This window comes from Flavobacterium sp. (assembly GCF_041392085.1).
Taxonomy (GTDB): domain Bacteria; phylum Bacteroidota; class Bacteroidia; order Flavobacteriales; family Flavobacteriaceae; genus Flavobacterium.
The window spans coordinates 1-24,349 of sequence record NZ_JAWKMW010000008.1; the positions used below are offsets into that span (position 1 = coordinate 1).

Here is a 24,349-nt window from a genome sequence, read left to right on the forward strand (position 1 = left end):
ATAGACATTTTTATTTTGAACAGCTTTGAAATGTTTGTAGTTTGGATTCGCCTTTTCAAGTTGCTCGAAGGAAGTAAATTGTCCGGGACCAATCCAAAAATCGGCATCTTGTGCTTTTTCTAAAACGGTTTCAAAGGAAAGGGATAAACTTCCGGTTCCTTCGGTAGCTGACCAAAGATAATTCCCACCAGCTTTGTCTAGAAATTGGGCTGCCCAACTTTTTCCTTGTGGCAAATACCATTGGTCTTGGTAAATGGCTCCGCTTAAAATGGTTGGTTTTGAAGTGGCTTTTTTGGCTAATGTAATGGCTTTCAAATAATCGTTTTCTATAGTTTTGAAAACTTGATTAGCTTTTTCTTCCAGTCCGAATAAAACTCCAAAAAGCTGAATCCATTCGGCACGACCCAGAGGATGTTGCTCCGTCCAATCGCCATTATAAAGGATTTTGAGTCCGTTTTGTAGTAAATTATCATAGGTTTTCTTTTCACCATCTACGCCAAAACCGATGATAACATCGGGTTGCAAATCAAGTAAAACTTCAGTATTTAAGCTTTGATTGCTGCCAATTTCGCGGATTTTTCCGTTTTCGATTAAGGTTCTGGTTTTTTCGGAAGAAATATAATCGGTGTTGGGAAAAGCAATCAATTTATCTTCTACTCCTAATAATTCTAAAGCCGGAATATGTGTGGTTGATGTCACGACGATTGATTTTATGGGAACTTGAATCGCAGTGTATTTTTGTAAACTATCAGGAATTGTAACTGATTGTTTGTGTAAAATATACGTGTACTTTTTATCGGAAGTTGGCCAAGGATTGGAAACCGTTACAATAGAAAAATCAGCATATTTTTGAATGGAAAGTCCGCTAGCGTAGCGAATGTAATTTTCCTGAAATTGGATTTCTTTACTTTTCTCTTTTTGTTGACAGGAAATGAAGAGAAAAGAAAGTATGAAAAGTAAAAAGTATTTTTTCATGGAACTATTTTTTACAAAGGTAACGGTTTGTAACAAATGTTATCTTGGGAAATTAATTCACTATTTACCTTTACAGAAAAATAAAACATGCGAGATTCCAATACCTTTTTGTATATCGTAGGAGGAATTGTTTTGCTTCATTTTGTAGTGGGATTTATTTGGTTGTGGATGAAGATGAATAAGAAAAATGACAAATCTTGATTCCGTTTCTATTTGAAGTAGGCTCCCCAAGCCCGGATTGCAGTGGAAAGCCTTTTGCAGGATTGTTGCCTTTTTTCTTGGATCAAAAAAGCGACCAAAGGGAGCTCTTTTTGTACCTTAGAAAAAAGCAACAAGACAAAAAAGCTTGGAATGAAAAGCCGGAATAGCTTCTGAAAAAAATTAAAAAATGTTTACGTAAAATGTTTACTTTTGCACCGTATTTTGGTTGCAACGCCTTTTTTGGGCCGAGCATTAAAAGGGAATCAGGTGAAGATTGGAAATTTTGATAGAAAATTGTTGATTTTAGAACTGTTCTGAAATCGAAATTCAAAAATCAAAAATCATTAATCAAAATCCTGAGCTGTACCCGCAACTGTGAGCTAATCAGCTTGTTGTTCACTTTCATGCCATTGTCTCGTTGCAAAACGAGATGAGAAGGCCAACAACAAGACGCAAGCCAGGAGACCTGCCACATACATTGAGTAACAAACTTTCGGGAAAAAAGGTTTGGGTATGGGTAAATTCTATGCTTTTCTCCCATTTTAGTCAATTTATTTTTAACTTAAAATGAATCAAAAATTCAGGTACTGTACCGCTATTGTAGCGTTATGGGGAACGTGTGCGATGGCACAACAAGACACGATTTCGTTGAAAGAAGTCGTGATTTCGGACACCAAGTTTGAGCAGTCCAAAGAAAAATCAGGTAAAATTATTGAAAAAATTACGGCAGAAGATTTGGCTCGAAACACCGGACAATCGGTAGCTACGGTTTTAAGTCAAGCGGTAGGTTTGGAAGTCAATGGCAACCAAAGTGCCAACGGTAAAAACCTCAGTTACTTTATTCGAGGTGGTAGAAATCGTCAGGTGTTAATTGTAATTGACGGCATTCCGATGACCGATGCGTCGGGGATCAATTTGGAATACGACTTGCGATTGCTGCCTACGGAACAAGTGGAAAGCATTGAAATTATGAAAGGTGCTGCGAGCACGTTGTATGGAACCGGAGCGGCTTCGGGTGTGATTAACATCACGTTGAAAAAAGCAGCAAAAAAAGAAATTGCTGGAAATGCCTATATGCATTTGGGTACACAAAACACAAGCGAAAACTTTAGAGGTAATCCGCAAGATTTTAATCAAGGTTTTGGATTGAATGGCACTTTGGACAAAGTAGATTATTATGCTTCGTTGAACAGTACGGAAACCAAAGGTATTTCACAGGCGTCAGGCGAAAACTTTGAAGAAGACCGTTTTTCACGAGTGAATGCGTTGGCCAAATTTGGGATTCAGGCTTCCTCAAAATTAAAGCTGAATTTTTTTGGAAATTACGACCGAATGAAAACGGATTATGATGGTCCGTTTGACAATTTGAATAATCCGGATGTACAGGAAAATGTTTCCCTTTCGGAGCAATTTCGGTTTGGATTTAATCCGAACTATAAGTACAAAAAAGGAGAGTTTATTCTAAATTCCGGATTTACTTTGTTAGAAAGAAGTTATGATGAGTTCAGTTCGTATTCGGGAACAATAGACCAGTATGTCTACACTTCGAGAAGTATGAGTATAGATGCGATGAACAAGTATAATTTTCATAAGAATTTCTTTTTGATTGTAGGAACACAATTTCAATTTCATGACATGAGCACCCAAACTCCTTTTGATGTAATTGAAAGAGAACGTGCTAAGTTCAATTTAGTTGACCCTTATGTAACGGCAGTTTTTAATTCTGATTTTGGTTTACATCTTAATGCCGGAGCACGACTGAATTTACATTCGGTATATGATAACCAATGGGTTTACAATGTCAATCCGTCCTATCATTTTAAAGAATTGCCATTGAAAATAATTACTTCTTACAGCACGGCTTTCATCACCCCAAGTTTATATCAATTGTATTCGCCTTACGGAAATTTAGCATTAACTCCGGAAGAAAACACAACAGCCGAAGTAGGCTTTGAAACTACTTTTTTGAATAAGAAAATGACCTTTAATGCGGTTGGTTTTTATAGAGAAGAGTCGAACTCGATTGGTTTTTTCTTTGACCCGGAAACATTTGCATCGTATTATGTGAATGTGGAAGGAGAAAATCGAGTGCGGGGTATTGAAACTACCTTGACTTACAACATGACCTCTAAATTGCGTTTTACCGGAAATTATTCGTTTACGGATATTCCGGAAGAATTGAATCGTTTGATACCAAAACACAAAGGAAATGTAGCCATAGACTACACTATGAATACAAGAACGTTGGCAAGTTTAAATTATCAATATGTTGATGGTAGAAGAGATGCATTTTTTGATGGAGGGACATTTACAACAACAGATGTATTTTTAGGTTCTTATCAACTATTGAATGGATTAGTAAAATATGATGTATTGAAAAATAGAATGACCGTTTTTGGTTCAGTAAACAATATTTTGAATGAAGAATTCTTGGAAACCGTGGGTTATAATACGCGTGGTAGAAATGTACAAGTCGGATTCAACTTTTTGTTTTAAAAAGAAAAGGCTCCTTGAGGAGCCTTTTTTTATCGTAAAATTTGAAACAATCCATCCGGTACTTTTTCAATGTACATTTCATCGCTCAGTTTTCGCATCGCCTTACTGTTTTCAACTTGTAAATCAATTGATTCAGTGTATCGATTGCCAATTCTTCCGTTGGCTAAAATGTCATTGATAGCAGTGTTTAAATAAGGTTCATTTTGATCGCCGAGTATTCCTAAATTTTCAACATTTTCAGATTGCAATATCGTAGGGTCAATCCCTTCTTGATACTCTCCATTACCATTTTTATCCGCTATTTTTAATACAATCGGTTGCATGGCGTAACGATGATTTGGATTTCTGTTGTTTCTGCCAAACGTTGGTGAATCATAAAGGGTTATTGAACCATCATTTTTTCCAACTGTTTTGGTGCCAATTTGAATTACATCAATGTACGGTTTCAAACTGTTAATAATCAATTCGCTGGCTGAGGCAGTCATACCGGTTGTCAGTACATACACTTTTGTTAAATTCAAACTGTTAATGGCTGTTCCGTTCCCAGTTTCGTCGGTAAACCGATTAATTAACAATTCCGGATTTTGTTGATTAAAATAAGTCATTACTTTCTGATTCCAAACCTGACGGGCAAAAACTTGTCCGTTATATTGTCCTGTAATCATGCTGGCTAAACGGGTAGCTGTATCCACAGAACCACCGGAATTATATCTCAAATCAAGTACCAAATGAGTGACATCTGCCGATTTAAGTAGTCCGAATGCCTGGTTGAGCTGTGTTTCAAAATTGGAGAAAAATCCGTTATACATCAAATAACCAATTCGTTTGTCTTCTATCTCAATCACATCGGTTAGATAAATTGGATTTTCGGTATACTGAGCTTTGGTAAAATTTAATGAAATTCCATTCGGTGTAATATTTCCACCATCATAATCCGCAAATTGTAGCGAATAAGTGTCTTCATTTAATGCAGCACGCCACAATGACTCGTTTGAAGCTGTTAAAGGAATATTATTTATGGCATAAAAAATCATCCCTCTTGCTATGGCTTGCGATGCAGCACTCGTATTGGGCAACACATACCGAACATAGCCAAAAATATCTGTTTGCGTAGCGTCTTTATACCGCAAACTAAATTCAATTCCGTTTGTCTTAAAACCTCCCTGCAAAGCATCTTCCAACACGCGGTAATCACTAAACATTACGCTAAAGCGATCGATGGTTGGTGCCACTTTTAAATCGCTAAATAATGCTTCAGGAGTAGCATAACCTTCTAAAAAAACATTAAGGTCTCGTTGTGTAGCAAACAAATCATCGGCTAGTTTAGGTTGATCAGCTTGCCACAAATAATACAGATTTAACCCTTTCCAAATAAAATCTTTTACTTCCAATTCAGAAGGAACAGGCTTATCGTCAATATCTTCACACGATTGAAAAATCAATAGTGAAAGCATTGCAATGGCAACCGTTTTTGAAAATAATCTCATAGCTTTTTCTTTTTAAGAACGTAAATTTAATAACTTTCGTTTTAATTTCAATTTCTTTGTAACAAAAAAGATGGTTATTCGTCTTGACTATATAATCCAGTTTTTAAACCCAACCAATGAATCAAAATGAGTTTATCACACTGATAACGCCTTTCAAAGATAAGGTCTTTCGTCTTGCTAAACGGTTGTTGGTGAGTAACGAAGAAGCTCAGGATGCTACGCAGGATATTTTGGTGAAATTGTGGGATAAAAAAAACGGATTAGAAAAATACACCAACGTGGAAGCTTTTGCTATGACAATGACCAAAAATTATTGTTTAGACCAATTAAAATCAAAAAGAGCATCGAATATGAAAATTGTGCACAACAATTTTACAGCCAAGGAAGCTTCTTTAGATAAAAAAGTGGAAGATCAAGATAGTTGGCATTGGGTAGAAAAAATGATTAATGAATTACCGGAACAACAAAAACTAATCATTCAAATGCGGGATATTGAACAATACGAATTTGATGAAATTGCTAAAATACTCGATATGAATGAAACAGCGGTAAGAGTAAATTTATCCCGAGCACGGAAAATTATCAGAGAAAAAATGACTAAAACCCATCAATATGGAATTAGCTAAAATAGAACAATTATTAGAAAAATACTTCGAAGGAGAAACCACCATTGCAGAAGAAATTCAGTTGAAACAGTACTTTTCATCTGATAAGGTAGCCGCTCATTTAGAGCACTACAAACCGCTTTTTGGTTTCTTAATTACCGAAAAAGAAAAACAATTTACGCCATCCTTATCCTTAAAAACTAAAAAACGATTTACTGTTGCTCGGATAGGTATTGCCGCAAGTTTACTCTTCTTAATCGGAACCGTTACCTACTTTAATTATAAGCCATATAACCCAACCCCGGTTGCCAATGCTAAATTGGGTTCTTTTGAATCTCCGGAAGAAGCCTTTAAAGAAACACAAAAAGCACTAGCTCTTTTATCCGAAAAAGTAAATATTGGCATGGAAAGTGTTAGTTATATTAACGAATATGAAAATTCAAAAAAATTAATCTTTAAAAAATAAAAAAAATGTCTAGAATCATAACCTCAGTAGTACTATTTGCAACCTTATTGATTTCGCAAGTAATGTTCGGCCAATCCGTTTTTGACAAGTTTGACGGACCCGAAGACGTAAAAACCATCATCGTCAACAAAAAAATGTTTGAAATGATGAGTAAAGTGAAAGCCAACGATAAAGAAACACAGCAATATGTGAATTTGTTAAAAAAGCTTGACAACCTAAAAGTATTCATTACCTCCAGTCAAAAACAAACTGCAGAAATGCGTTCTACTGCTGATAAATATTTAAAAACAGCAGGAATGGATGAGTTAATGCGAATTTCGGATGGCGGAAAAAATGTAAAAATCTATATGCGTTCCGGAGCAAATGATTCCATCGTAAAAGAATTATTCATGTTTATCGAAGGAAATGCAAAAGACAACGAAACCGTTTTATTTTCGCTAACCGGAAATTTTAATTTAGATGAAATTTCAGCCTTAACAGAACAAATGAACCTTCCCGGTGGTGATAATTTGAAAAAAGCTTCCAAAGGAAATAAGTAAACTTTTAAAATAAAAATGATGAAAACTTTGTCAAAAGCCAATTTTGGCAAAGTTTTTTGTTTTGAACGCTTACCTTAGCATTCTATAAAATCAACACCTATTTACTACATGAAAAAATTTTATTTATTTCTTTTCGGATTAATTACACTATCATTAAATGCTCAAACACGTATTTTTGAAGGTAAAATTGTAGATAAAACCACACAAGAAAGTATTCCTTTCGCCAATATATTTGATCTAAATTCTACGCAAGGTGTCATTTCAAATGAAGATGGTGTTTTCAAATTTTATATTCCAAAAGATGCTGAAAACATTGAAGTGGGTCATCTTGGTTATAAATCACAACTGTTTTTGGTTTCAGGAATAAAAGCTGAACCCATCACCATTCAACTTGAAACAGATGAAATGGCCTTGGAGGAAGTAATTGTGACCAATAAACCCATCAATCAGATTCTGGCTGGAATTCTTGATAATTCTAAAAACCAGCTAGACAAAAGCATCAAATTGGAAACCTATTACCGAGAATTTGTAAAAATCAACAACAAGTATTCCAAATTTGCAGACGGCTTGATTGATTTTTACCTCCAACCCAAGCGAAAAACAAAAATTGAAGCAAATCTCATTGTAGACCAAAGCAGAGCTTTTCAATTAGTAGAAAAAGGTGAAATTGAACAAAAAGGAAAATTGGATTTATCGGAATTGGATTCATTTTTTGATATCCAAAAAGCAGCCGACGGTTTTTTTAATTATCAATATGTAGAAGGAATCGCTTCTAATAAATCATCTGAACGGTATGATTTTGAACTTCGTTCCAAAAAAGATCATGACGGAAATACTGTCGAAATTATTTATGTAATTCCTAAACCAAAAGTTGAAGACGCACTCTTAGAAGGAAAAATCACTTATGATCCGGTTAATAAAATAGTATTGGATATTGACTTAAAAATGTCTGACAAGCACAAACAACACGTAAAAATGAGAAATGTGTTACTATTCAAATTTGCTGTACACGATATTCAAATCAAACAAACTTATAAATATGTGAATGGGAAATATATTCCGAGTTATCGAAAATCGATTGCCGACTTACACGTAAAATTTGGCAAACAAATGGATGATAGAATCATGTGCATCAGTGATTTAGTAGTTACAAACTTTAACGACAATGTAACCTCTGTCCCTAAAAAAGATCGTTATTTCAAAGAAAGAAGCCTATACACGAACGGAATGAACTTTACAGAAAATTTCTGGGAAACAAATAATGCCTTACCACTTTCGGAAAATGAGGAACGAATTTTACAAACTTTAAAAAGTAAATAATTATGAAAAAAATAGTGTTATCACTTTTGCTGATGAGTTTCATCGCTTGTGAAAAAGAACCCAGCTTGCAAAAATATTTTGTAGAAAAAACAGAATCAACGGATTTTATTTCAGTAGACATGTCGCCAAGCATCCTGAATATCAAACCGGATGCATTAACTACAGAACAACAAGAAGCTTTGAAAACATTCAAAAAAATGAATGTTTTGGCCTTCAAAATCAATGACGAAAATAAAACGAAGTTTGATGGCGAACGAACCAAAGTAAAAGAAATTTTAAAAGATGAAAAATACCAGCAACTAATGAAATTTGGTTCCGGTAAAGAAGGAGCGGCCGTTTATTTTGTTGGGAAAGATGACGCCATTGAAGAATTTGTGCTTTACGGAAGTCAAAATGAAAACGGTTTTGCGGTGGTGCGTATTTTAGGAGACAACATGAATCCGGAAAACTTCATGACATTACTCAATGCTCTTCAAAAATCGGATATCGATATGGAGCAATTGAAACCGCTGGAAGAAATTTTTAAATAAAAATACATTCAAAATAAGAAAATCGGTTCCTTTTTGTAATTTGCAAACCAATACAAATTATGGATGGAACCGATTGCTATTTTACTACTTATTCTTGGTTATTTTGGATTACTGATACTTATTTCCACTTTAATCAGTAAAAAAGACGAAGGAAACGACGCCTTTTTTAAAGCTAATAAAAATTCTCCTTGGTATTTAGTGGCGTTCGGAATGATTGGTGCTTCGCTTTCCGGAGTTACGTTTATTTCAGTTCCAGGTAAAGTAGAGGCTTCGCAGTTTGTTTATTTTCAATTGGTTCTTGGTTACATTGTGGGCTATTTTGTGATAGGTACAGTCTTACTGCCACTCTATTATCGACTAAATCTTACCTCCATTTATACCTATTTAGGTGACCGTTTTGGAAATAACGCTTACAAAACAGGAGCCTGGTTTTTTATTATTTCTCGCACAGTAGGGTCTAATTTACGGTTGATGTTGGTAGCCGATGTTTTACAAACACTTGTTTTTGACAAACTTAATGTTCCTTACTGGATAACCGTTTCAGTCACTATCTTATTGATTTGGATTTACACTAAAAAGTCCGGAATCAAAACCATTATTTGGACAGACACTTTACAAACACTGTTTATGCTAATTGCAGTTGTGTTTTGCATAGTTACTGTTTCTCAAGACCTAGGACTAAATATCACCAACCTAGCCGGATTTGTGGCAGAAAGTGATTTTTCTAAAACCTTCTTTTTTGAAGCGGTGAGTTCACCCAATTATTTTTGGAAACAGTTTTTATCCGGTGCTTTTATTGCTATTGTGATGACGGGTCTCGACCAAGACATGATGCAAAAAAACCTCACTTGCCGCAGTTTAAAAGACGCCCAAAAAAATATGTTTTGGTTCACCATCGTGCTCACGTTTGTGAATTTTTTATTCTTAGTCATGGGATTATTGTTCACAGAATATGCACTCAAATACAATATAGATGCCCACAAAGATCAGCTCTTCCCTATTTTGGCCAATGAATACTTAGGAATTGGTGTGGCATTTTTCTTTATTCTAGGATTAATTGCCGCAGCTTATTCTAGTGCTGACAGTGCTTTGACTTCACTAACAACTTCTTTTAGCATTGATATTTTAGAAATAGAAAAGAAATACGATTCCTTAAAACAAGTTGTTATCCGAAAACAAATTCACAAGATGTTTGTGTTGATTTCGGTATTAGTTATTTTAGGATTCAAATATTTTGTGGAAGATGTCAGCATTATTGATAAAGTATTAAAATTTGCCGGATTCACCTATGGTCCGCTACTCGGACTTTATAGTTTTGGACTATTTACCAAATGGAAAGTGAAAGACAAATGGGTCCCACTTGTGGCCATTTTTGCAGTTATATCTTCCATTTTACTGAATCTTAAAAGTAAAGCATGGTTCGGATTTGAGTTCGGATTTGAAATCTTAATTGTTAATGGATTACTAACTTTTATCGGATTAATGCTCATTCGTAGAAAGTAATTCACAGTTTACAGACAACCGACAACCGATAACAGTCAATCGATAACAAACAACCGATAACAGATAACCGTTAATACTGATTGGTTGCAAGTAAGACTAACGTACAAGCTACCTCAACCTCAATGCCATTAGATTGCAACAAAGGATAAAACGCAGGGTTTTCGGTTCCCGGATTAAAAATTACTCGTTTTGGCTGCAAACCAATGATGTAATTGTAATAACCTCGCTGAGCAATTGGATTCAAATACAGTGTAACCGTATCAATGTTTTTAAACGGAATTTGTTTTGTTTGTATCGTTATATCATTCACTTTGCCCCCTTTTTGACCAATAGCCACCACCGCGTGTTGTTTATCCAGTAAGTTCTGTATTGCCCGATATGAATAACGAGAAGGATTCTCTGAAGCTCCTATAACCAGTGTTTTTTTCATCACTTAAAATTTGCGTAAAGGTATAGTTTTTCACCTATACCGAATGGTTAATTAAACAAAACCTAACAAATAGTGAAATAACTTTTCCTAAAATGACAAATCCGTACTTTTGTATAAATCGAAACAAATTGTCTGATCCATATGCTACTCAATACAACGCATCACAACAAAAAAACAGAGGCTTTAATCAATGAAAAAGTTGGAAAACCTTTTGGGTTAATAGACAATTTTAAATTAAGAGGAATTGGTTCACCCCGATTAGATATCCAAAAAACAAGCAAGGCAATTGAACAGCTTTTAAATCGAGACAACCATCGCCAATACGGAAATATTGAACTCCGTCCCAAAGGGATTCTTTTTCGATTCCATACTCGACTTGAAACGTATGCTTTGGTTATTCCCTACTATAAATTAGTACTATACAAACCCGGTAACAGCTTTACAATATATATCGACAATCATTTTGTCAATTTTTCAGCAATACCAACCAATAAAGCCATTTATCGTTTCATCCAAAAAATGAAAACTGAACAACAAAAGCTACTACCGAACCACTTCATTCAAATTTTATAAAACCGGATTGTTCTCAGCATCTCTTTTGATTCAAAACTTTTTAAATACCTTTGTAAAAAAAAGATGGAGTTATTCATTTATATTTTTGCCGCCTTATTCTCTGTGCTCAACCCTTTGGGTGCAGTTCCCATTTTTGTGGGTTTAACACAAGATTACACCAAAGCAGAACGTTCCAGAGTCTCACTGTTGACTGCTCTAAATGTTTTCATTATTTTAGTGATTTCCTTTTTTATTGGGGAATATGTCTTAAAGTTTTTCGGTATCAGTATCGATGCTCTTCGTATAGCCGGTGGTTTAATCATTGTGAGTTCCGGCTTTTCATTACTCACCGGAAATTTTAACAAAACACGCGGCGTAAACAAAAAGGTTGAAAGCGATGCTCAAACACGCAATCAAATTGCCTTGACCCCCCTAGCTATTCCAATGTTAGCCGGACCCGGTTCCATCTCGTTATTAATTGCATTTTACCAAGATTACACCAAAATAAGTGAAAAAGTCATTGCGTGTTTAGCTATTTTTGGCGTAGCTGTTGTTATTTTCTTGGTCTTAAAAAGTGCTCATTACCTCTCCAGAATATTAGGTGCGTCGGGAATCGTAGCGATTTCGAGAATCATCGGTTTCATTGTGATTGCCATTGGTGTGCAATACATCAGTAGTTCTATCGTCAACATCTTTAAAACAATTTAACGATTGTTCAAGCGTTTTTCTTAGTATCTTTCTGAAAAATAGCGGATATGAAAATCCTTCTAACAGGTGCCAACGGTTATGTAGGTAGACGATTGCTCCCCGAACTTTTGTCCAAAAATCACGAAATCATTTGTTGTGTTCGCGATAGGAATCGCTTTGGATTAGACATTACAACGCTAAACTCCATTACCATTTGGGAAGTTGATTTTTTAGAAGATGTATCATTCGAAAATACGCCAAAAGACATCGATGTGGCTTATTACTTAATTCATTCCATGTCGTCTTCTACACAAGTTTTTGATGCGATGGAAGCAAAAGCAGCCGAAAATTTTAATCACTACATGAACCATATTAGCGTAAAACAAGTGGTCTATTTGAGCGGAATTGTAAATAACAATTCGCTTTCTAAGCATTTACAATCCCGTAAAAATGTTGAAGATATTTTATACCAAGGGAACTATAATGTCACTGTACTTCGTGCCGGAATCATAGTAGGCTCCGGTAGTTCTTCTTTTGAAATCATTCGAGACTTATGCGAAAAATTGCCCGTAATGATTACACCAAAATGGGTGTTAACCAAAACGCAACCCATAGCTATTCGCGATGTCATTAAGTACCTGATGGGTGTGTTAATGAAAGAAGAATGTTACAATGAATCGTTTGATATTGGCGGACCAAATGTACTCACCTACAAGCAAATGATGCAATTGTATGCCAAAACCCGAGGATTCAAAAATTGGATTTTTACCGTTCCTGTAATGACACCCAAATTATCTTCCTATTGGCTGTATTTTGTTACCTCTACTTCCCACAAGTTAGCGATGAATTTAGTGGATAGTATGAAAATGGAAGTCATTTGTAAAGACAATCGGTTACGAAAAATGTTAGGTATCAAACCCATTTCCTATACTGATGCCATCAAATTAGCCTTCATCAAAATCGAACAAAATTTAGTCATTTCAAGCTGGAAAGATAGCTTAGTGAGTAGTGAATTTCAACATAACTTATCAGAATTCATTCAAGTTCCTACCTACGGTTGTTTAAAAGATAGCAAAAAATTAAAAATAGAAAATCCTGAAAAAGTCTTAGAAAATATTTGGACCATTGGTGGTACCAAAGGTTGGTATTATGGCAACTGGATGTGGCAATTACGCGGTTTTATTGATAAACTGGTAGGTGGTGTTGGTTTAAGACGGGGAAGAACCCACCCTACTCATTTAGACAGTGGCGATTCACTCGACTTTTGGCGGGTACTCTTAGCCAACAAAGAAGAAAAAAGATTACTTCTGTTTGCCGAAATGCGACTACCCGGCGAAGCATGGTTGGAATTTAGAATTGATGAAAAAAATGTTCTACACCAAATTGCTACCTTTCGTCCCAGAGGACTTTTCGGAAGATTGTATTGGTATTGCTTAGTACCCTTCCATTTTTTTATTTTTGGTGGAATGATTCGAAATATTGCCAAAGGATAATTTGTATCTTTGAACTACAATCCTTTTACCCATGAAAAATTATATTTACATTCTATTACTTGTTATAATATCCGGATGCCAGTCTGCAAAAGTTGCGAAACAAAATGAACTCCAACAGTTGATGAACTTTATGCAAGGAACGTACTCCTCCGAAAAACAATCAATAGAAGATAAAGAATATTTCAATATTTCGCTTCATATGACTCCAATATGGAAAAGTAAAGGACATTACTTGTATGTGGAACAAGCCATGTTTGAAAAACAAGACAGTCCGTATCGGGTGCGTATTTACAAAGTATCGCAACGCAACGAGGAATTCATCAGCGAAATTTACACCCTCAAAAACGAAAAAGAGTGGATTGGTAAGTGGAAAACACCCGAAGCATTTGATAACTTAGCTGAAACAGATATTGAGCTAAAACCGGGATGCGAAGTAATCTTAACAAAACAATCTGACGGCACGTTCATAGGCCAAACCGGTAAAAAAACCTGTCCGAGTGAATTGAGAGGTGCTTCGTATGCTACCTCAAAAGTAACGGTAACTCCTACCCAAATTCTTTCTTGGGACCAAGGATTTGACAAAGACGGCAAACAAGTTTGGGGAGCAGTGAAAGGTGGTTATATTTTTGATAAAATTAAATGATGAACACAGAAAAAATAAAAAGCAATACGTCTAAAAGGATACTAATAATAATCGGCATTATACTCCTGATTTTAAGTATTCCGCTAATAGCTATGCAATTTACGGATGAAGTAAAATGGACAACATTCGATTTTATACTAGCCGGAATACTTTTATTAGGAACAGGTTTAGCTATTGAATTAGTCCTGAGAACTATCCAATCAACCAAAAACCGTATACTATTTTGCGGTATTATTTTGTTCGTATTATTTTTAATTTGGGCAGAATTAGCCGTAGGTATTTTGGGTACTCCTTGGGCGGGAAATTAAAATAAAAGATAAATCAATCCCATCCCAATCACAAAAGCCAAAGGAGCGATACATTGTAGATAAACCGGTTTTAATTTTTCCGCAAAACCCAACGAAAGTTGATGGTGTGCTTTTCGGGGAGTGACATATAAAATCATCGATGTTACAATCATAATCCATCCAAAAAGTTGGAAAAATAAGGGCAATTTAGTTTCGGGTGCCACATATACCATCGCAAAAGCGGGTATCAACCGAATGGTAATTTCACCATAATTAATCAATGGCGTACTACCGGCTTTGGCAATCCAACTGCGAAAAAGCAAAGGTCGAATGAACATGATCCCTCCGGCCAAAAGGAATACAATAGCAAATAAAATGACAATACCTTTTGCAACTACCATATATGTTTTTTATTGATGGTCATAACTCAACACTTCCTTTAAAATCCATTGACTATTTGTCCAAAGATAAACATGAGTGAATCGAGCGGTACTGGTTAACACATCTTTTTTTCCTTGTTCCCGTATATAAAATTCATGCACCCCATTTTGAACCACGCCATACAAAACACCATTTTCATATAATGGAAAAACTTCTAAACTATCGTCTTTTACTTTTCGTATGGGTTTTTGATTAGGATTAGAACAAATATTATTTTTTACACTTTCTAAAAAAGTTGTTTTGTTTTGAACACCTCCTTGATCATGATAAAAAGCTAAATCAAGATGAATGGCTTTTTCCAAAAACGCTAAATCACATTCGTTAAAGCTTTTTTCAAAAAAAAGACTGTCGTGTTTTTTTAAAGCTAAAAATAATTCGGAATCTTTTGCCACTTGGGCAGAGAGAAAGGAGTAAAAAAGAAGAAAAAATAGAAATACTATTTTAGACATATTGTTAGTTTAATGTTAATATTGTTTCAAGATTCTTAGGTTTAATATTCCTTTTTCTTTATCAATTTAGCCAAATTAGAAAACTCATAATTTACTCCAAAATTTTTAGTTCCTTGCTTAGCTCCAATGCTAGTAAATTGATTGCAATCAAAACATATTTTTGCTATGCCGGTTATCTTATTCTTTTTTCTAAAAACAAATATATCTCGATAAATAGCTATACATTCTGAAAAATATAATTCATCTTCATTGATAACTTGTTTACAAAATATTTTATCAATAATTGAATGATCCTCTTTAGAAACAACCTTTTTTTGAAACAATGAATCCCCTTTTTCAAGGTAAATACTATCCTGTAAACTTTCGAATCCACTTCCAAACAAAAGATAGATTAAATCGTTATTTTTTCTGCCTATAACTTCATAATCATTAATATTTGATTGATAATGAATTACCTCATCAAAATCAAAATAAGGTTTACACTCTTTGTTGCTAAATAAATATTCATCTGATTCTGACCAATAGTTATTCGTAACAGCGACAATCGAAATGATAATTAAACCAATTACCATAATGATTAGAGGTAGTAAACTTTTGGGTTTATTCAATCTTTGCTTTCGGAACATTATTATTTCATTTAATAAACCCTCACTTTACAAATTTTCTCATTGACACATTTTCAAATTGTCACATTAATTAATTCCTACAAGCACACGTATGATGCTCTTCCAAATACGCAATCGTATTGCGACACATTGCTTCTAAAACGGAAATATCAATATCAGCTAATTTTTTAATATAAATACACGCTTTTCCCATTTTATATTTCCCAAAATTATCCAACAAATGGGTATTGTCTTCTCTGGGAGAGTAAACATACAACGAAAATTCCGCCTTACGGGGAGAAAAACCAAGCATAGGAGCATCGCCTTCGTGACCGCTGGCGTATTTATAATGATAACTGCCAAAACCAATAATCGTTGGACCCCACATTTTTGGTTCAAAACCGGACCATTTCTGCATCAATTCAACAAGCAGAAAACTATCCGCTTTCTTTTGGTCGTTATCAACAAACGAATGGATAAATTCCTCCACATTGACTGCTGTTTCTACCGTTTTATTTTTTGCCATTCTAAGTTTGTATTAAGGATAGAACATTCAAATGTAAAAATAATTTCAACAATACTACAAAAGTTGAAAACAATCCTTAATCCCTACAACTTTTGGTCACATGATGTAAAAAAACTATTTTTGCTACCTATATGAAAAAACCAGCCTCATTAATTAAAGTTACTCCTCCTTGATTTTTTAACCTTTAATCAAGGATTTTCATTTTTATTTATGATTGAAACTTATACGTTGTGTATTGTAGTAATATACACTAAACTTTATATTATTTATCATGCAGAAAGTATTTAATTTATTTAATTTAAAACAAAAAGTAGATTACAAAACCGAAATTTTATCAGGGTTAACAGTTGCCCTTGCTTTAGTGCCGGAAGCCATTGCCTTTGCCATGATTGCAGGATTCTCTCCATTAACAGGTTTATATGCCGCTTTTGTAATGGGGTTGGTAACGGCTATCTTAGGTGGCAGACCCGGAATGATCTCGGGGGCTACAGGTGCGATTGCTGTTATTTTTGTGGGGCTAATTTTAGAATTAAAAAATACTTTTCCGGGTATTGCCCCGGAAACCATTTTACAATATGTTTTTTTAACCGTTATCTTAGGCGGTTCTATTCAAATTTTAGCCGGTATTTTTCGTTTGGGAAAATTCATCCGACTGGTTCCTCATCCCGTGATGTTTGGATTTGTTAATGGATTAGCCATAATTATTTTTATGGCCCAATTTCCTAATTTTTACCAAAAGGGTACTACAAACTTGTTAGAAGGTTCGCAGTTGTGGTTGATGTTGGGATTGACCCTTTTAACCATGTTCATCATTTGGGGATTACCAAAATTAACTAAAGTGGTTCCTTCATCATTAGTAGCCATTTTGGTTGTTTCTGCCATTGTTATTGGTTTCAACATAGACACCATGACAGTTTCGGATACCTTAAACGAAGGTGAAACCATCAAAGGTGGATTTCCACCGTTATCGCGATTTAGTATTCCGTTTACGTGGGAAACCTTGAAAATCGTATTCCCTTATGCAGCTATTGTTGCAGGTGTTGGATTAATAGAAAGTTTATTAACGTTGAATTTAATTGATGAAATTACCGAAACTCGCGGTAACGGAAATAGGGAATGTATCGCACAAGGTTCGGCAAATATCCTATCCGGATTATTTTCAGGAATGGGTGGTTGTGCTATGATTGGACAAAGTTTAATCAATACCTCAGCCGGAGCAAGAGCCCGTTTATCCGGAATTGTAGCAGCCGTGATGTTACTGACATTCATAATGTTTGGATCGAGTTTGATTGAAAAATTACCCATGGCGGCTTTGGTTGGTTTAATGTTTATGGTGGCTATCGGTACATTTGAATGGGCCAGTTTTAAAACGTTCCGAAAAATGCCTTGGTCAGATGTAATAGTGATGGTGTTGGTTACATTGATTACCGCAATCACACACAATTTGGCCATAGCGGTTTTGATTGGAGTGGTGCTTGCCGCATTGGCTTATTCTTGGGAAAATGCCAAACGTATTCGTGCCAGAAAATATATGGATGAACAAGGAATCAAGCATTACGAGATTTTTGGGCCCTTATTTTTTGGCTCTGTAAAAGGATTTTCAGAAAAATTTGATATAACAAACGACCCGGAAGAAATAATTATCGATTTTAAAGAAAGTCGAGTTGCGGATATGTCGGCTATTGAAGCCTTGAACTCGATTACACACCGTTATTTTAAACAAGGAAAAAAAGTACATCTACGTCATTTAAGTCCAGATTGTATTCAATTGCTCAATAATGCAGAAGCTATTATTGATGTGAATATTTTAGAAGATCCAACCTACAAATTACCAATGGACAAATTATAATGGTAACAAACTATTTTATTTTTTTAAATAATATTTTTTCCTAAACCAAAACGCCAAATTCACCAATGCAATTAAAGCCGGAACTTCTACCAACGGACCAATTACTCCCGCAAAAGCTTGTCCGCTGTTGATACCAAAAACACCAATCGCTACCGCAATGGCTAATTCAAAATTGTTTCCTGTGGCGGTAAAAGCAATGGAGGTAGCTTTGGAATAATCGGCTCCAAAATACTTGCCGATAAAAAAACTAACCACAAACATGATGATAAAATAGATCACTAACGGAAGAGCAATTCGAAACACATCTAGCGGTATTTCGACTATTAATTCACCTTTCAAACTAAACATCAATACGATGGTAAACAGAAGAGCTATCAGAGTAATTGGGGAAATAAAGGGAACGTATTTCGTTTGAAACCATTCTTCACCTTTCATTTGAATCAAAAAATAACGACTTAAAAATCCTAAGGCAAACGGAATGCCTAAATAAACTCCAACACTTTCTGCAATTTGCCCTATACTGATGTCGACTATTGATCCTTCAAACCCAAAATAAGGAGGCAAAACCGTAATAAAAATATACGCATAAACGCTGTACAACAACACTTGAAAAATACTGTTCAAGGCAATCAAACCAGCGGCGTATTCTCGGTTTCCATCCGCTAAATCATTCCAAACGACAACCATGGCAATGCATCGAGCTAAACCAATCAAAATAACACCTATCATGTATTCGGGATAACCATTCAAAAAAAGTAACGCCAGGAAAAACATCAAAATAGGACCAATCACCCAATTCAACAGTAAAGAAGCTCCCAAAACTTTTGTATTCTGAAACACTTCGCCCATTTTACTGTAATTGACTTTGGCCAATGGCGGATACATCATCAAAATTAATCCGATTGCCAATGGAATATTAGTCGTTCCGGAAGAAAACGAATGGATAAATCCGGAGGAGCTTGGAATAAAATACCCCATTCCAACACCAATTAACATCGCCAAAAATATCCAAAGCGTTAAATAACGGTCTAAAAAACCTAACTTTTTTCGGTTTGCAACAGGAAAACAATCGGTAGCTGACATATTATTTTTTGATTTGAGAAAAAACAAAATACATTTCACTGGCTATTTGTAAACTACGCTCAGCATATTTTTCATTCATTATATCCGTTCCGTCGAAAGCTTTTGGGTCATCATATTTGATGGGGAATCGAGCTTCTGCTCCCAAAACCAACGGGCAACCTTCATCGGCATTGTTGCAAGTCATGATGGCTCCAAACTGACTTTTCGGATTGAAATCATCAAAATAGGCTTTGGAAAAACAAATAATCGGATGCTGATTGTCATCGAATTTCACCGCATAAACCGGATTTTCAGTTTCACACAATTTTTGAATCTCAAATCCTTGATGCACCAATGTTTCACCTACTTTGGGAAACATAGCCGTAGCTTCCGTTCCGCCGGAATAGCAAAAAACATTGTTTATCCCAAAATGAAACGCCATCGTTTGTGCCCAAATTTGCGACAAATGACTTCTTCTGGAATTGTGGGTACAAATAAAATTCAATCGGATTTCTTCGTTATGATTCACTTTGTTTTGAATATATTCCACTAAGGGTTGCAAAACTGCTTTTCGTTCGTTTGGAACAGCCATTTTAGCAATAGATTCGATTGTTTTTGATAAATTTTCAAACATATTTTTTATTTTTTTCCCTCGAAGTGCACAAGGAAGGCACTAAGCACACTGTTCTTTAGATTTTTCCTAACAACACACTGAATCAGGCGTACAACACGAAGTTGCCTTCGGTTTCCACTCGCCTATTTTCACTTTTAATTTTTCGGGTGGAATACCGCATTTATCTTTGGCCAAACAATCGGTAAGCTTAGAAGTCAATAAGAAATTGGTTCCATCAAATTCCAGATCAAATTTACCAATGGTAGCTACCATTTGGTATTCCACCTCAATGGCTGCATCTGGCAATCCCAATGTTTTTTCAGATAACTCAATAATATGTAACAGTTTCTCGGGATGCAATCGATGGTCATAATCATTGGCTTCCCAAAGTTGAAAATTAACAACTTCCTCTGTGCGAACCGTTCCGCCACAATCAATAAAATGTTTGCTCACTTTTCCCACTTCCGTCACATGAAAATGACTGGGTACTAAATCGCCGTTTGGCAATTGAAAAGCAATTTGTGAAAGATTTTTTAACTGATTTTTTATTTCTGATAGTTTCATCTTTTAACGTAATTAGTGAATAGTAAATAGTAATTAGTCAATAATCAACAACATTTGTTCTTCAACTTATGACCAATCATGCCAAAATGAACTTCTATTTTTTTAATCGTATCCGGATTAAGACAATAACAAATAGCTGTTCCTTCAATCGCTCCTTGAATAATATTGGCGTTTTTAAGCTCCTTTAAATGTTGTGAAACCGTTGGCTGTGCTAAAGGTAAAACCTCAACAATATCGCCACAAATACACGTATCTACCGCTAATAAATAATCTACAATCGCAATCCGTGCAGGATGAGCCAAGGCTTTGAACAAATTGGCCATTTCATTTTGCTCTACCGAAAAAGAATCTGATTTTGATGCTCCCATGTTATTTTCATTATTATATTGCAATATTACGATATAACAATAAAAGAAACAAGTTTTTTAATGAAAATAATTTCTATATATATAAAAGAATAGTAACGATTGTTGAAAAGTTAATGAAAAATGAAAAGTAAAAATATAGGGATGAAAATGTAATAAATAAAAATCACTTGTTTATGGAACAACCCGTCTCCCAAAATTGATTAAAATATAGGGTTTCATAAATCCTGTTTGTCGGGCAAGTACATGTCCTTTAGTATCTAAAATTAATAGAGTTGGATACGAACGAATATCATAGCGATTGAGGATTTTATCACCTTCTTCAGTTTCACCGTCAATGGCAATATTAATGAAGTTTTTATTGAAATACGCCCCCACTTCTTTATCTTTGAACGTAGTTCGTTTAACTGTTTACAAGGTCCACACCACGTGGCATACACATCAACAAACACATACTTTTACTCTTTCTCAGCCAAATCCAACGCTTCTTGGAACGTGCCTTTAAAAAAATCAATTCCTTTGGCAACCATGGCTTCTTCAGCGGGAACTGTAAAGGAAAGGTAAAGGCTTCCTAAACAGTACACAAAGAAGAGGGTCATGCATTTTTTCATCACTTTTTTGAGTAAAGTTATGAAATCAAATGGATTACGACTTCACCACCTTCACAGTTTGTACTCGCTCCCCATTTTGAGAACTAATCTGCAACAAATACATGCCACTGGTTAAACCACTTAAAGATAAAGTATTGGGCTCATTCGTCAATGGAAGTGCTTTTTGATGCAACAGCTTTCCGCTTAAATCAAATAAATAAACTTCCACCTGCTGTGGTTCATTGGTATACAATTGAATAGATTCAGAAAAATGCGTAGGCGATACATGAATTTTAGTAACCAAAGTGTTGTTGGCAACAGATAAACCGTTATCGTCTACATAGCGAGCCATTGCAAAATGTCGGTTGGTAGGTGAACTTGATACTGTGGCAAAACCGCCTAAAAGAATAGTTGTTTCATCAATTGCTATGGTATATCCTATATCCGCCCTACCAAAAAAATCAGTAAATAAAAAACCATTTTCACCAAAATCAGTCACCAACGTTCCGTCCAAATCGTACTTAGCTAATGTAAAATTTTCATTCCCAACACCGGTTTGATAAGAATATCCAAACCCAAATAAATGTTCACCATACTGAACCAACTTTTGTATTTCGGCATAAAAAGAAGGAATCAAACTCACAACTTTTCCATCGGTGCCAAAACTCGTATCTAATTCGCCACTTTCGGTCAGCTTAACCAGGGCAAAATTGCGAATAACACCGGGATTATCAGGCGAATAGGTTGAACCTCCCAAAATCACACTATTATCCGGCAGCAACACATGTGAATCACTACCGGAAGCACCTTGGGTGCCAATGTTAAAGTAAGTAAAACCATCGTCAGAAAAACTGGTATCTAAATCACCATTAGGCAGAAACCGAACAACACATATACGGGTTTGATTGGAACCTGTTGTTAGCGTTACTTCACCCGAACCTAAAATACGTCCGTCCGGTAATATCGACACATGATTCAATAGTTGCCGATGGTTAATCATTTCTACAAAAGCTCTCCCATCTGAACTGAACGTAGTATCAAAATCACCATTCGGTAAAATACGAGCAACAAAAATTTGTGACAAGGAACCACTCCCTAAGGAGGTATTGCCTACCACTACGATCTTGCCATCCGATTGTAACGTAAAACCATAACCGATATCATCGGTTAACGAACCTAAATTATAAACCCGTAATCCATTCGTGCCAAATGAATTATCGAAGTTCCCTTCTCCATCCATTTTCCCGATTACAAAATCATAGTAACTGTTTATATCGTTTTTCTGAGCTAATAAATAAATTGTATTATTAGAATCAGCTACTAAATCAACTACTGCACGTACTGGTAAAAGCAAAACCCCATTGTTATGAAAAGTTGTATCCAATGAACCATCCGTGTTGTAGCGAAGTAAATAACCGTTCGTGTTATCTGTTCCGCCTACCAATAGTTGCCCATTTTCCAACACCAACAGCGTTTGGAGCGTTTCAATGTTCAACGTCGGATGCACATTGGTAGTAACTAACCCATTCGTGCCAAAAGTGGTATCCAACACCTGAGCTTGTAAACCACAAAAACTGAAAACGATTCCTAACCACAACGCTTTACTTTGCATAATTGCTGTTTTTATTTTGAAGGCCAAAAATAGGATTTTCTTAGGAGTATAAATGCTTTTTTGATGAAAAAAAAGTTAGGTTAAGTCATTTTCACCACCGACAACCACACCAATAAAATATAAACCAAACACATCACCGCCATCAAACGAGTAAGATAATGCACCATCGTAAAATACCACGGTATTTTCTCCACCAAACCCGGATTGAGGTTGAATAACTATTTAATAAATAAAATCAGTTCTTATTATTGTTATCAATACTCTTGTTTACTATCCTCTCATAAATATTTCTTAAATCCTTTGGAAGAGGTTTATTGTCATACCAATCGTCACCCTTTGGCTGTTCATCTGTTTCTATCATAATTCTTATACATTCTACAACAGTATACCAAGCCATATTTTTATCCATAAAATCGTAAATTGGTTTTGCTATATAAGGTAAAGCTGTAAACTCTCCTAAATTATATTCAATTGTTGACCATTTTTTATACTTCTGAAAAGAGTAACTACTGATCTAAGTCCCGTTATCCATTGAAAACCATATCTTCCCTCCTCCACTTCACCCGACAACAGACAACAGACAACCCTAAAACAACGTAACCGCATACGTATTTCCATTCGAATGCGTATACACCGCCTGGTTATCACACGTGTTATCACCGTAATCTAGTACCCCATCTAACACCACGCCTTGCAACGACAATTTACCTTGGGAAATGTTTGGACAAGCATATTTTTTAATCAATGGCTCTACTACTGTCATATTCAAGGTGTTGCCATTGTTCGGATTCACCACATTATGCGTTCCTGAAGAGATTTCATATACATTGTCAGCTAAGATGAGTGTATTCACTCCGGCAGTCATCCGAACCGTTCGCTGACCGGAAAAAGTGAAATAATTACCGTTTAGCGTCACTATTCCGCCATCGACAATCGTTCTATTCCATTGAGGGATTTCGGAGTTAGTCGTCGTATTCACATACGTTATCGTTCCTTCCAATTTTCGTCCGTTGATATAATAATCATCGCCGCGAACAATTGTCATCACCGAACCGCTGTTCATCAAATAATCGGTTAACGTAATCGTCAACGTTCCCGCACGGGTAATACCGTTAAAGGTACATCCGTCACCATAATTTAACGTATACGTTTTCGGAAAAACCCCTATCCCGGGATTATCCACGGTAATGGTCAAACAGTCATTCGTAAGCGTGGGTTCAGCCGGACGGCTTTCATAGGTGGACTGACTGGTCGTTAAATCAATTCCTTCTTTAAAATCAATTTCATTGGTTTGGTCAATTTCTGAACTGGCACTGAGCAGCTGTTGATCAACACCGGTACGTTCTTCACGAGAGCAGGAAACACCGGCTAAAAACAATACGCCAAAAGCGAACATCGATAATTTTTTCATAATCTTATTTTTTAGGTTCTTGGGTTAGACGTGTTTACGATGAAAAGG

General features: G+C 35.5%; 27 protein-coding genes, 2 pseudogenes and 1 riboswitch. Of the genes and pseudogenes, 13 read left to right on the forward strand and 16 right to left on the reverse strand.

Translation table 11 applies throughout. The features are described from left to right. A partial coding sequence (locus R2782_RS07730) for an ABC transporter substrate-binding protein (RefSeq protein ID WP_371267658.1) occupies positions 1 to 975 on the reverse strand: 975 nt, incomplete at its 3' end. Positions 976 to 1,382: 407 nt separating this feature from the next. Then, a riboswitch (cobalamin riboswitch) is annotated at positions 1,383 to 1,665 on the forward strand. Between the two features lie 78 nt (positions 1,666 to 1,743). Here R2782_RS07730 and R2782_RS07735 point away from each other — a divergent pair. After that, positions 1,744 to 3,672: a TonB-dependent receptor plug domain-containing protein gene (locus R2782_RS07735; RefSeq protein WP_371267660.1), complete on the forward strand. Its 1,929-nt coding sequence runs from the start codon at positions 1,744 to 1,746 to the stop codon at positions 3,670 to 3,672. A gap of 29 nt (positions 3,673 to 3,701) precedes the next feature. Here R2782_RS07735 and R2782_RS07740 read toward each other — a convergent pair whose 3' ends face one another. Continuing rightward, complete coding sequence (locus R2782_RS07740) at positions 3,702 to 5,159, reverse strand: S41 family peptidase (protein WP_371267662.1); 1,458 nt, start codon at positions 5,157 to 5,159, stop codon at positions 3,702 to 3,704. A 116-nt stretch (positions 5,160 to 5,275) separates the two neighbouring features. Between R2782_RS07740 and R2782_RS07745 the strand changes: the two genes are divergently transcribed. The 6 genes from R2782_RS07745 to R2782_RS07770 all read left to right on the forward strand — a co-directional run bounded on the left by R2782_RS07745 (position 5,276) and on the right by R2782_RS07770 (position 10,122). Further along, positions 5,276 to 5,785, forward strand: a complete 510-nt coding sequence (locus R2782_RS07745; protein WP_371267664.1) for an RNA polymerase sigma factor — start codon at positions 5,276 to 5,278, stop codon at positions 5,783 to 5,785. After that, positions 5,772 to 6,230, forward strand: coding sequence for a hypothetical protein (locus tag R2782_RS07750; protein ID WP_371267666.1), 459 nt, complete (start codon positions 5,772 to 5,774; stop codon positions 6,228 to 6,230). Before R2782_RS07745 ends, R2782_RS07750 begins: the two co-directional genes overlap by 14 nt. Before the next feature lie 5 nt (positions 6,231 to 6,235). Continuing rightward, positions 6,236 to 6,769 carry a DUF4252 domain-containing protein gene (locus tag R2782_RS07755; protein WP_371267668.1) on the forward strand — a complete coding sequence of 178 codons (534 nt, stop codon included), beginning with the start codon at positions 6,236 to 6,238 and terminating at the stop codon, positions 6,767 to 6,769. A gap of 108 nt (positions 6,770 to 6,877) precedes the next feature. Beyond that, positions 6,878 to 8,089 (forward strand): carboxypeptidase-like regulatory domain-containing protein, encoded by a 1,212-nt coding sequence (locus R2782_RS07760; RefSeq protein ID WP_371267670.1) that lies wholly within the window; start codon positions 6,878 to 6,880, stop codon positions 8,087 to 8,089. A 2-nt stretch (positions 8,090 to 8,091) separates the two neighbouring features. Further along, positions 8,092 to 8,619, forward strand: a complete 528-nt coding sequence (locus R2782_RS07765) for a DUF4252 domain-containing protein (protein ID WP_371267672.1) — start codon at positions 8,092 to 8,094, stop codon at positions 8,617 to 8,619. Positions 8,620 to 8,682: 63 nt separating this feature from the next. After that, positions 8,683 to 10,122: a sodium:solute symporter gene (locus R2782_RS07770; RefSeq protein ID WP_371267674.1), complete on the forward strand. Its 1,440-nt coding sequence runs from the start codon at positions 8,683 to 8,685 to the stop codon at positions 10,120 to 10,122. A gap of 70 nt (positions 10,123 to 10,192) precedes the next feature. Here the strand turns inward: R2782_RS07770 and R2782_RS07775 are convergent, their stop codons facing one another. Next, a complete protein-coding gene (locus R2782_RS07775; protein WP_371267676.1) occupies positions 10,193 to 10,552 on the reverse strand; it encodes a CoA-binding protein in 360 nt (119 codons plus the stop codon). Positions 10,553 to 10,693: 141 nt separating this feature from the next. Between R2782_RS07775 and R2782_RS07780 the strand changes: the two genes are divergently transcribed. The 5 genes from R2782_RS07780 to R2782_RS07800 all read left to right on the forward strand — a co-directional run bounded on the left by R2782_RS07780 (position 10,694) and on the right by R2782_RS07800 (position 14,235). Continuing rightward, entirely contained in the window at positions 10,694 to 11,125 is a 432-nt protein-coding gene (locus R2782_RS07780; RefSeq protein ID WP_371267678.1) for a hypothetical protein, read from the forward strand. Positions 11,126 to 11,188: 63 nt separating this feature from the next. Then, positions 11,189 to 11,812, forward strand: a complete 624-nt coding sequence (locus tag R2782_RS07785) for a MarC family NAAT transporter (protein WP_371267680.1) — start codon at positions 11,189 to 11,191, stop codon at positions 11,810 to 11,812. Between the two features lie 47 nt (positions 11,813 to 11,859). After that, a complete protein-coding gene (locus tag R2782_RS07790) occupies positions 11,860 to 13,284 on the forward strand; it encodes an SDR family oxidoreductase (protein WP_371267681.1) in 1,425 nt (474 codons plus the stop codon). Positions 13,285 to 13,315: 31 nt separating this feature from the next. Continuing rightward, positions 13,316 to 13,927: a chromophore lyase CpcT/CpeT gene (locus R2782_RS07795; RefSeq protein ID WP_371267682.1), complete on the forward strand. Its 612-nt coding sequence runs from the start codon at positions 13,316 to 13,318 to the stop codon at positions 13,925 to 13,927. Continuing rightward, positions 13,924 to 14,235: a hypothetical protein gene (locus R2782_RS07800; RefSeq protein WP_371267683.1), complete on the forward strand. Its 312-nt coding sequence runs from the start codon at positions 13,924 to 13,926 to the stop codon at positions 14,233 to 14,235. Before R2782_RS07795 ends, R2782_RS07800 begins: the two co-directional genes overlap by 4 nt. Here the strand turns inward: R2782_RS07800 and R2782_RS07805 are convergent. From R2782_RS07805 to R2782_RS07820, 4 genes are all read right to left on the reverse strand, one after another. Then, positions 14,232 to 14,615, reverse strand: a complete 384-nt coding sequence (locus R2782_RS07805) for a hypothetical protein (protein WP_371267684.1) — start codon at positions 14,613 to 14,615, stop codon at positions 14,232 to 14,234. The two genes, R2782_RS07800 and R2782_RS07805, sit on opposite strands and share 4 nt — an antisense overlap. A 9-nt stretch (positions 14,616 to 14,624) precedes the next feature. Continuing rightward, a complete protein-coding gene (locus R2782_RS07810) occupies positions 14,625 to 15,104 on the reverse strand; it encodes a nuclear transport factor 2 family protein (protein ID WP_371267685.1) in 480 nt (159 codons plus the stop codon). A 41-nt stretch (positions 15,105 to 15,145) separates the two neighbouring features. After that, the gene (locus R2782_RS07815) at positions 15,146 to 15,712 is read right to left on the reverse strand and encodes a hypothetical protein (RefSeq protein ID WP_371267686.1); all 567 of its coding nucleotides are present in this window, start codon (positions 15,710 to 15,712) and stop codon (positions 15,146 to 15,148) included. 88 nt (positions 15,713 to 15,800) lie between these two features. Next, positions 15,801 to 16,235 carry a DUF1801 domain-containing protein gene (locus R2782_RS07820; protein ID WP_371267687.1) on the reverse strand — a complete coding sequence of 145 codons (435 nt, stop codon included), beginning with the start codon at positions 16,233 to 16,235 and terminating at the stop codon, positions 15,801 to 15,803. A 271-nt stretch (positions 16,236 to 16,506) separates the two neighbouring features. Between R2782_RS07820 and R2782_RS07825 the strand changes: the two genes are divergently transcribed. After that, positions 16,507 to 18,084 (forward strand): SulP family inorganic anion transporter, encoded by a 1,578-nt coding sequence (locus tag R2782_RS07825; protein WP_371267688.1) that lies wholly within the window; start codon positions 16,507 to 16,509, stop codon positions 18,082 to 18,084. Positions 18,085 to 18,099: 15 nt separating this feature from the next. Here the strand turns inward: R2782_RS07825 and arsB are convergent, their stop codons facing one another. The 9 genes and pseudogenes from arsB to R2782_RS07870 all read right to left on the reverse strand — a co-directional run bounded on the left by arsB (position 18,100) and on the right by R2782_RS07870 (position 24,301). Next, on the reverse strand, positions 18,100 to 19,167 hold the full coding sequence (gene arsB / locus R2782_RS07830; protein WP_371267689.1) for an ACR3 family arsenite efflux transporter: 1,068 nt from the start codon (positions 19,165 to 19,167) through the stop codon (positions 18,100 to 18,102). Position 19,168: 1 nt separating this feature from the next. After that, positions 19,169 to 19,780, reverse strand: coding sequence for a low molecular weight phosphatase family protein (locus R2782_RS07835; protein ID WP_371267690.1), 612 nt, complete (start codon positions 19,778 to 19,780; stop codon positions 19,169 to 19,171). Positions 19,781 to 19,846: 66 nt separating this feature from the next. Then, entirely contained in the window at positions 19,847 to 20,323 is a 477-nt protein-coding gene (locus R2782_RS07840) for a DUF6428 family protein (protein ID WP_371267691.1), read from the reverse strand. Between the two features lie 44 nt (positions 20,324 to 20,367). Beyond that, positions 20,368 to 20,691 (reverse strand): ArsR/SmtB family transcription factor, encoded by a 324-nt coding sequence (locus tag R2782_RS07845; protein ID WP_371267692.1) that lies wholly within the window; start codon positions 20,689 to 20,691, stop codon positions 20,368 to 20,370. Positions 20,692 to 20,862: 171 nt separating this feature from the next. Beyond that, a pseudogene (locus tag R2782_RS07850) lies at positions 20,863 to 21,081 on the reverse strand (thioredoxin); the annotation flags it as partial. After that, positions 21,078 to 21,140 (reverse strand): annotated as a pseudogene (locus R2782_RS07855) (thioredoxin domain-containing protein); the annotation flags it as partial. The pseudogenes R2782_RS07850 and R2782_RS07855, both read right to left, overlap by 4 nt. Before the next feature lie 6 nt (positions 21,141 to 21,146). After that, the gene (locus tag R2782_RS07860; protein WP_371267693.1) at positions 21,147 to 21,299 is read right to left on the reverse strand and encodes a hypothetical protein; all 153 of its coding nucleotides are present in this window, start codon (positions 21,297 to 21,299) and stop codon (positions 21,147 to 21,149) included. 34 nt (positions 21,300 to 21,333) lie between these two features. Beyond that, positions 21,334 to 22,890 (reverse strand): T9SS type A sorting domain-containing protein, encoded by a 1,557-nt coding sequence (locus R2782_RS07865; protein WP_371267694.1) that lies wholly within the window; start codon positions 22,888 to 22,890, stop codon positions 21,334 to 21,336. A gap of 586 nt (positions 22,891 to 23,476) precedes the next feature. Beyond that, on the reverse strand, positions 23,477 to 24,301 hold the full coding sequence (locus tag R2782_RS07870) for a hypothetical protein (protein ID WP_371267695.1): 825 nt from the start codon (positions 24,299 to 24,301) through the stop codon (positions 23,477 to 23,479). Positions 24,302 to 24,349: the final 48 nt, after the last annotated feature.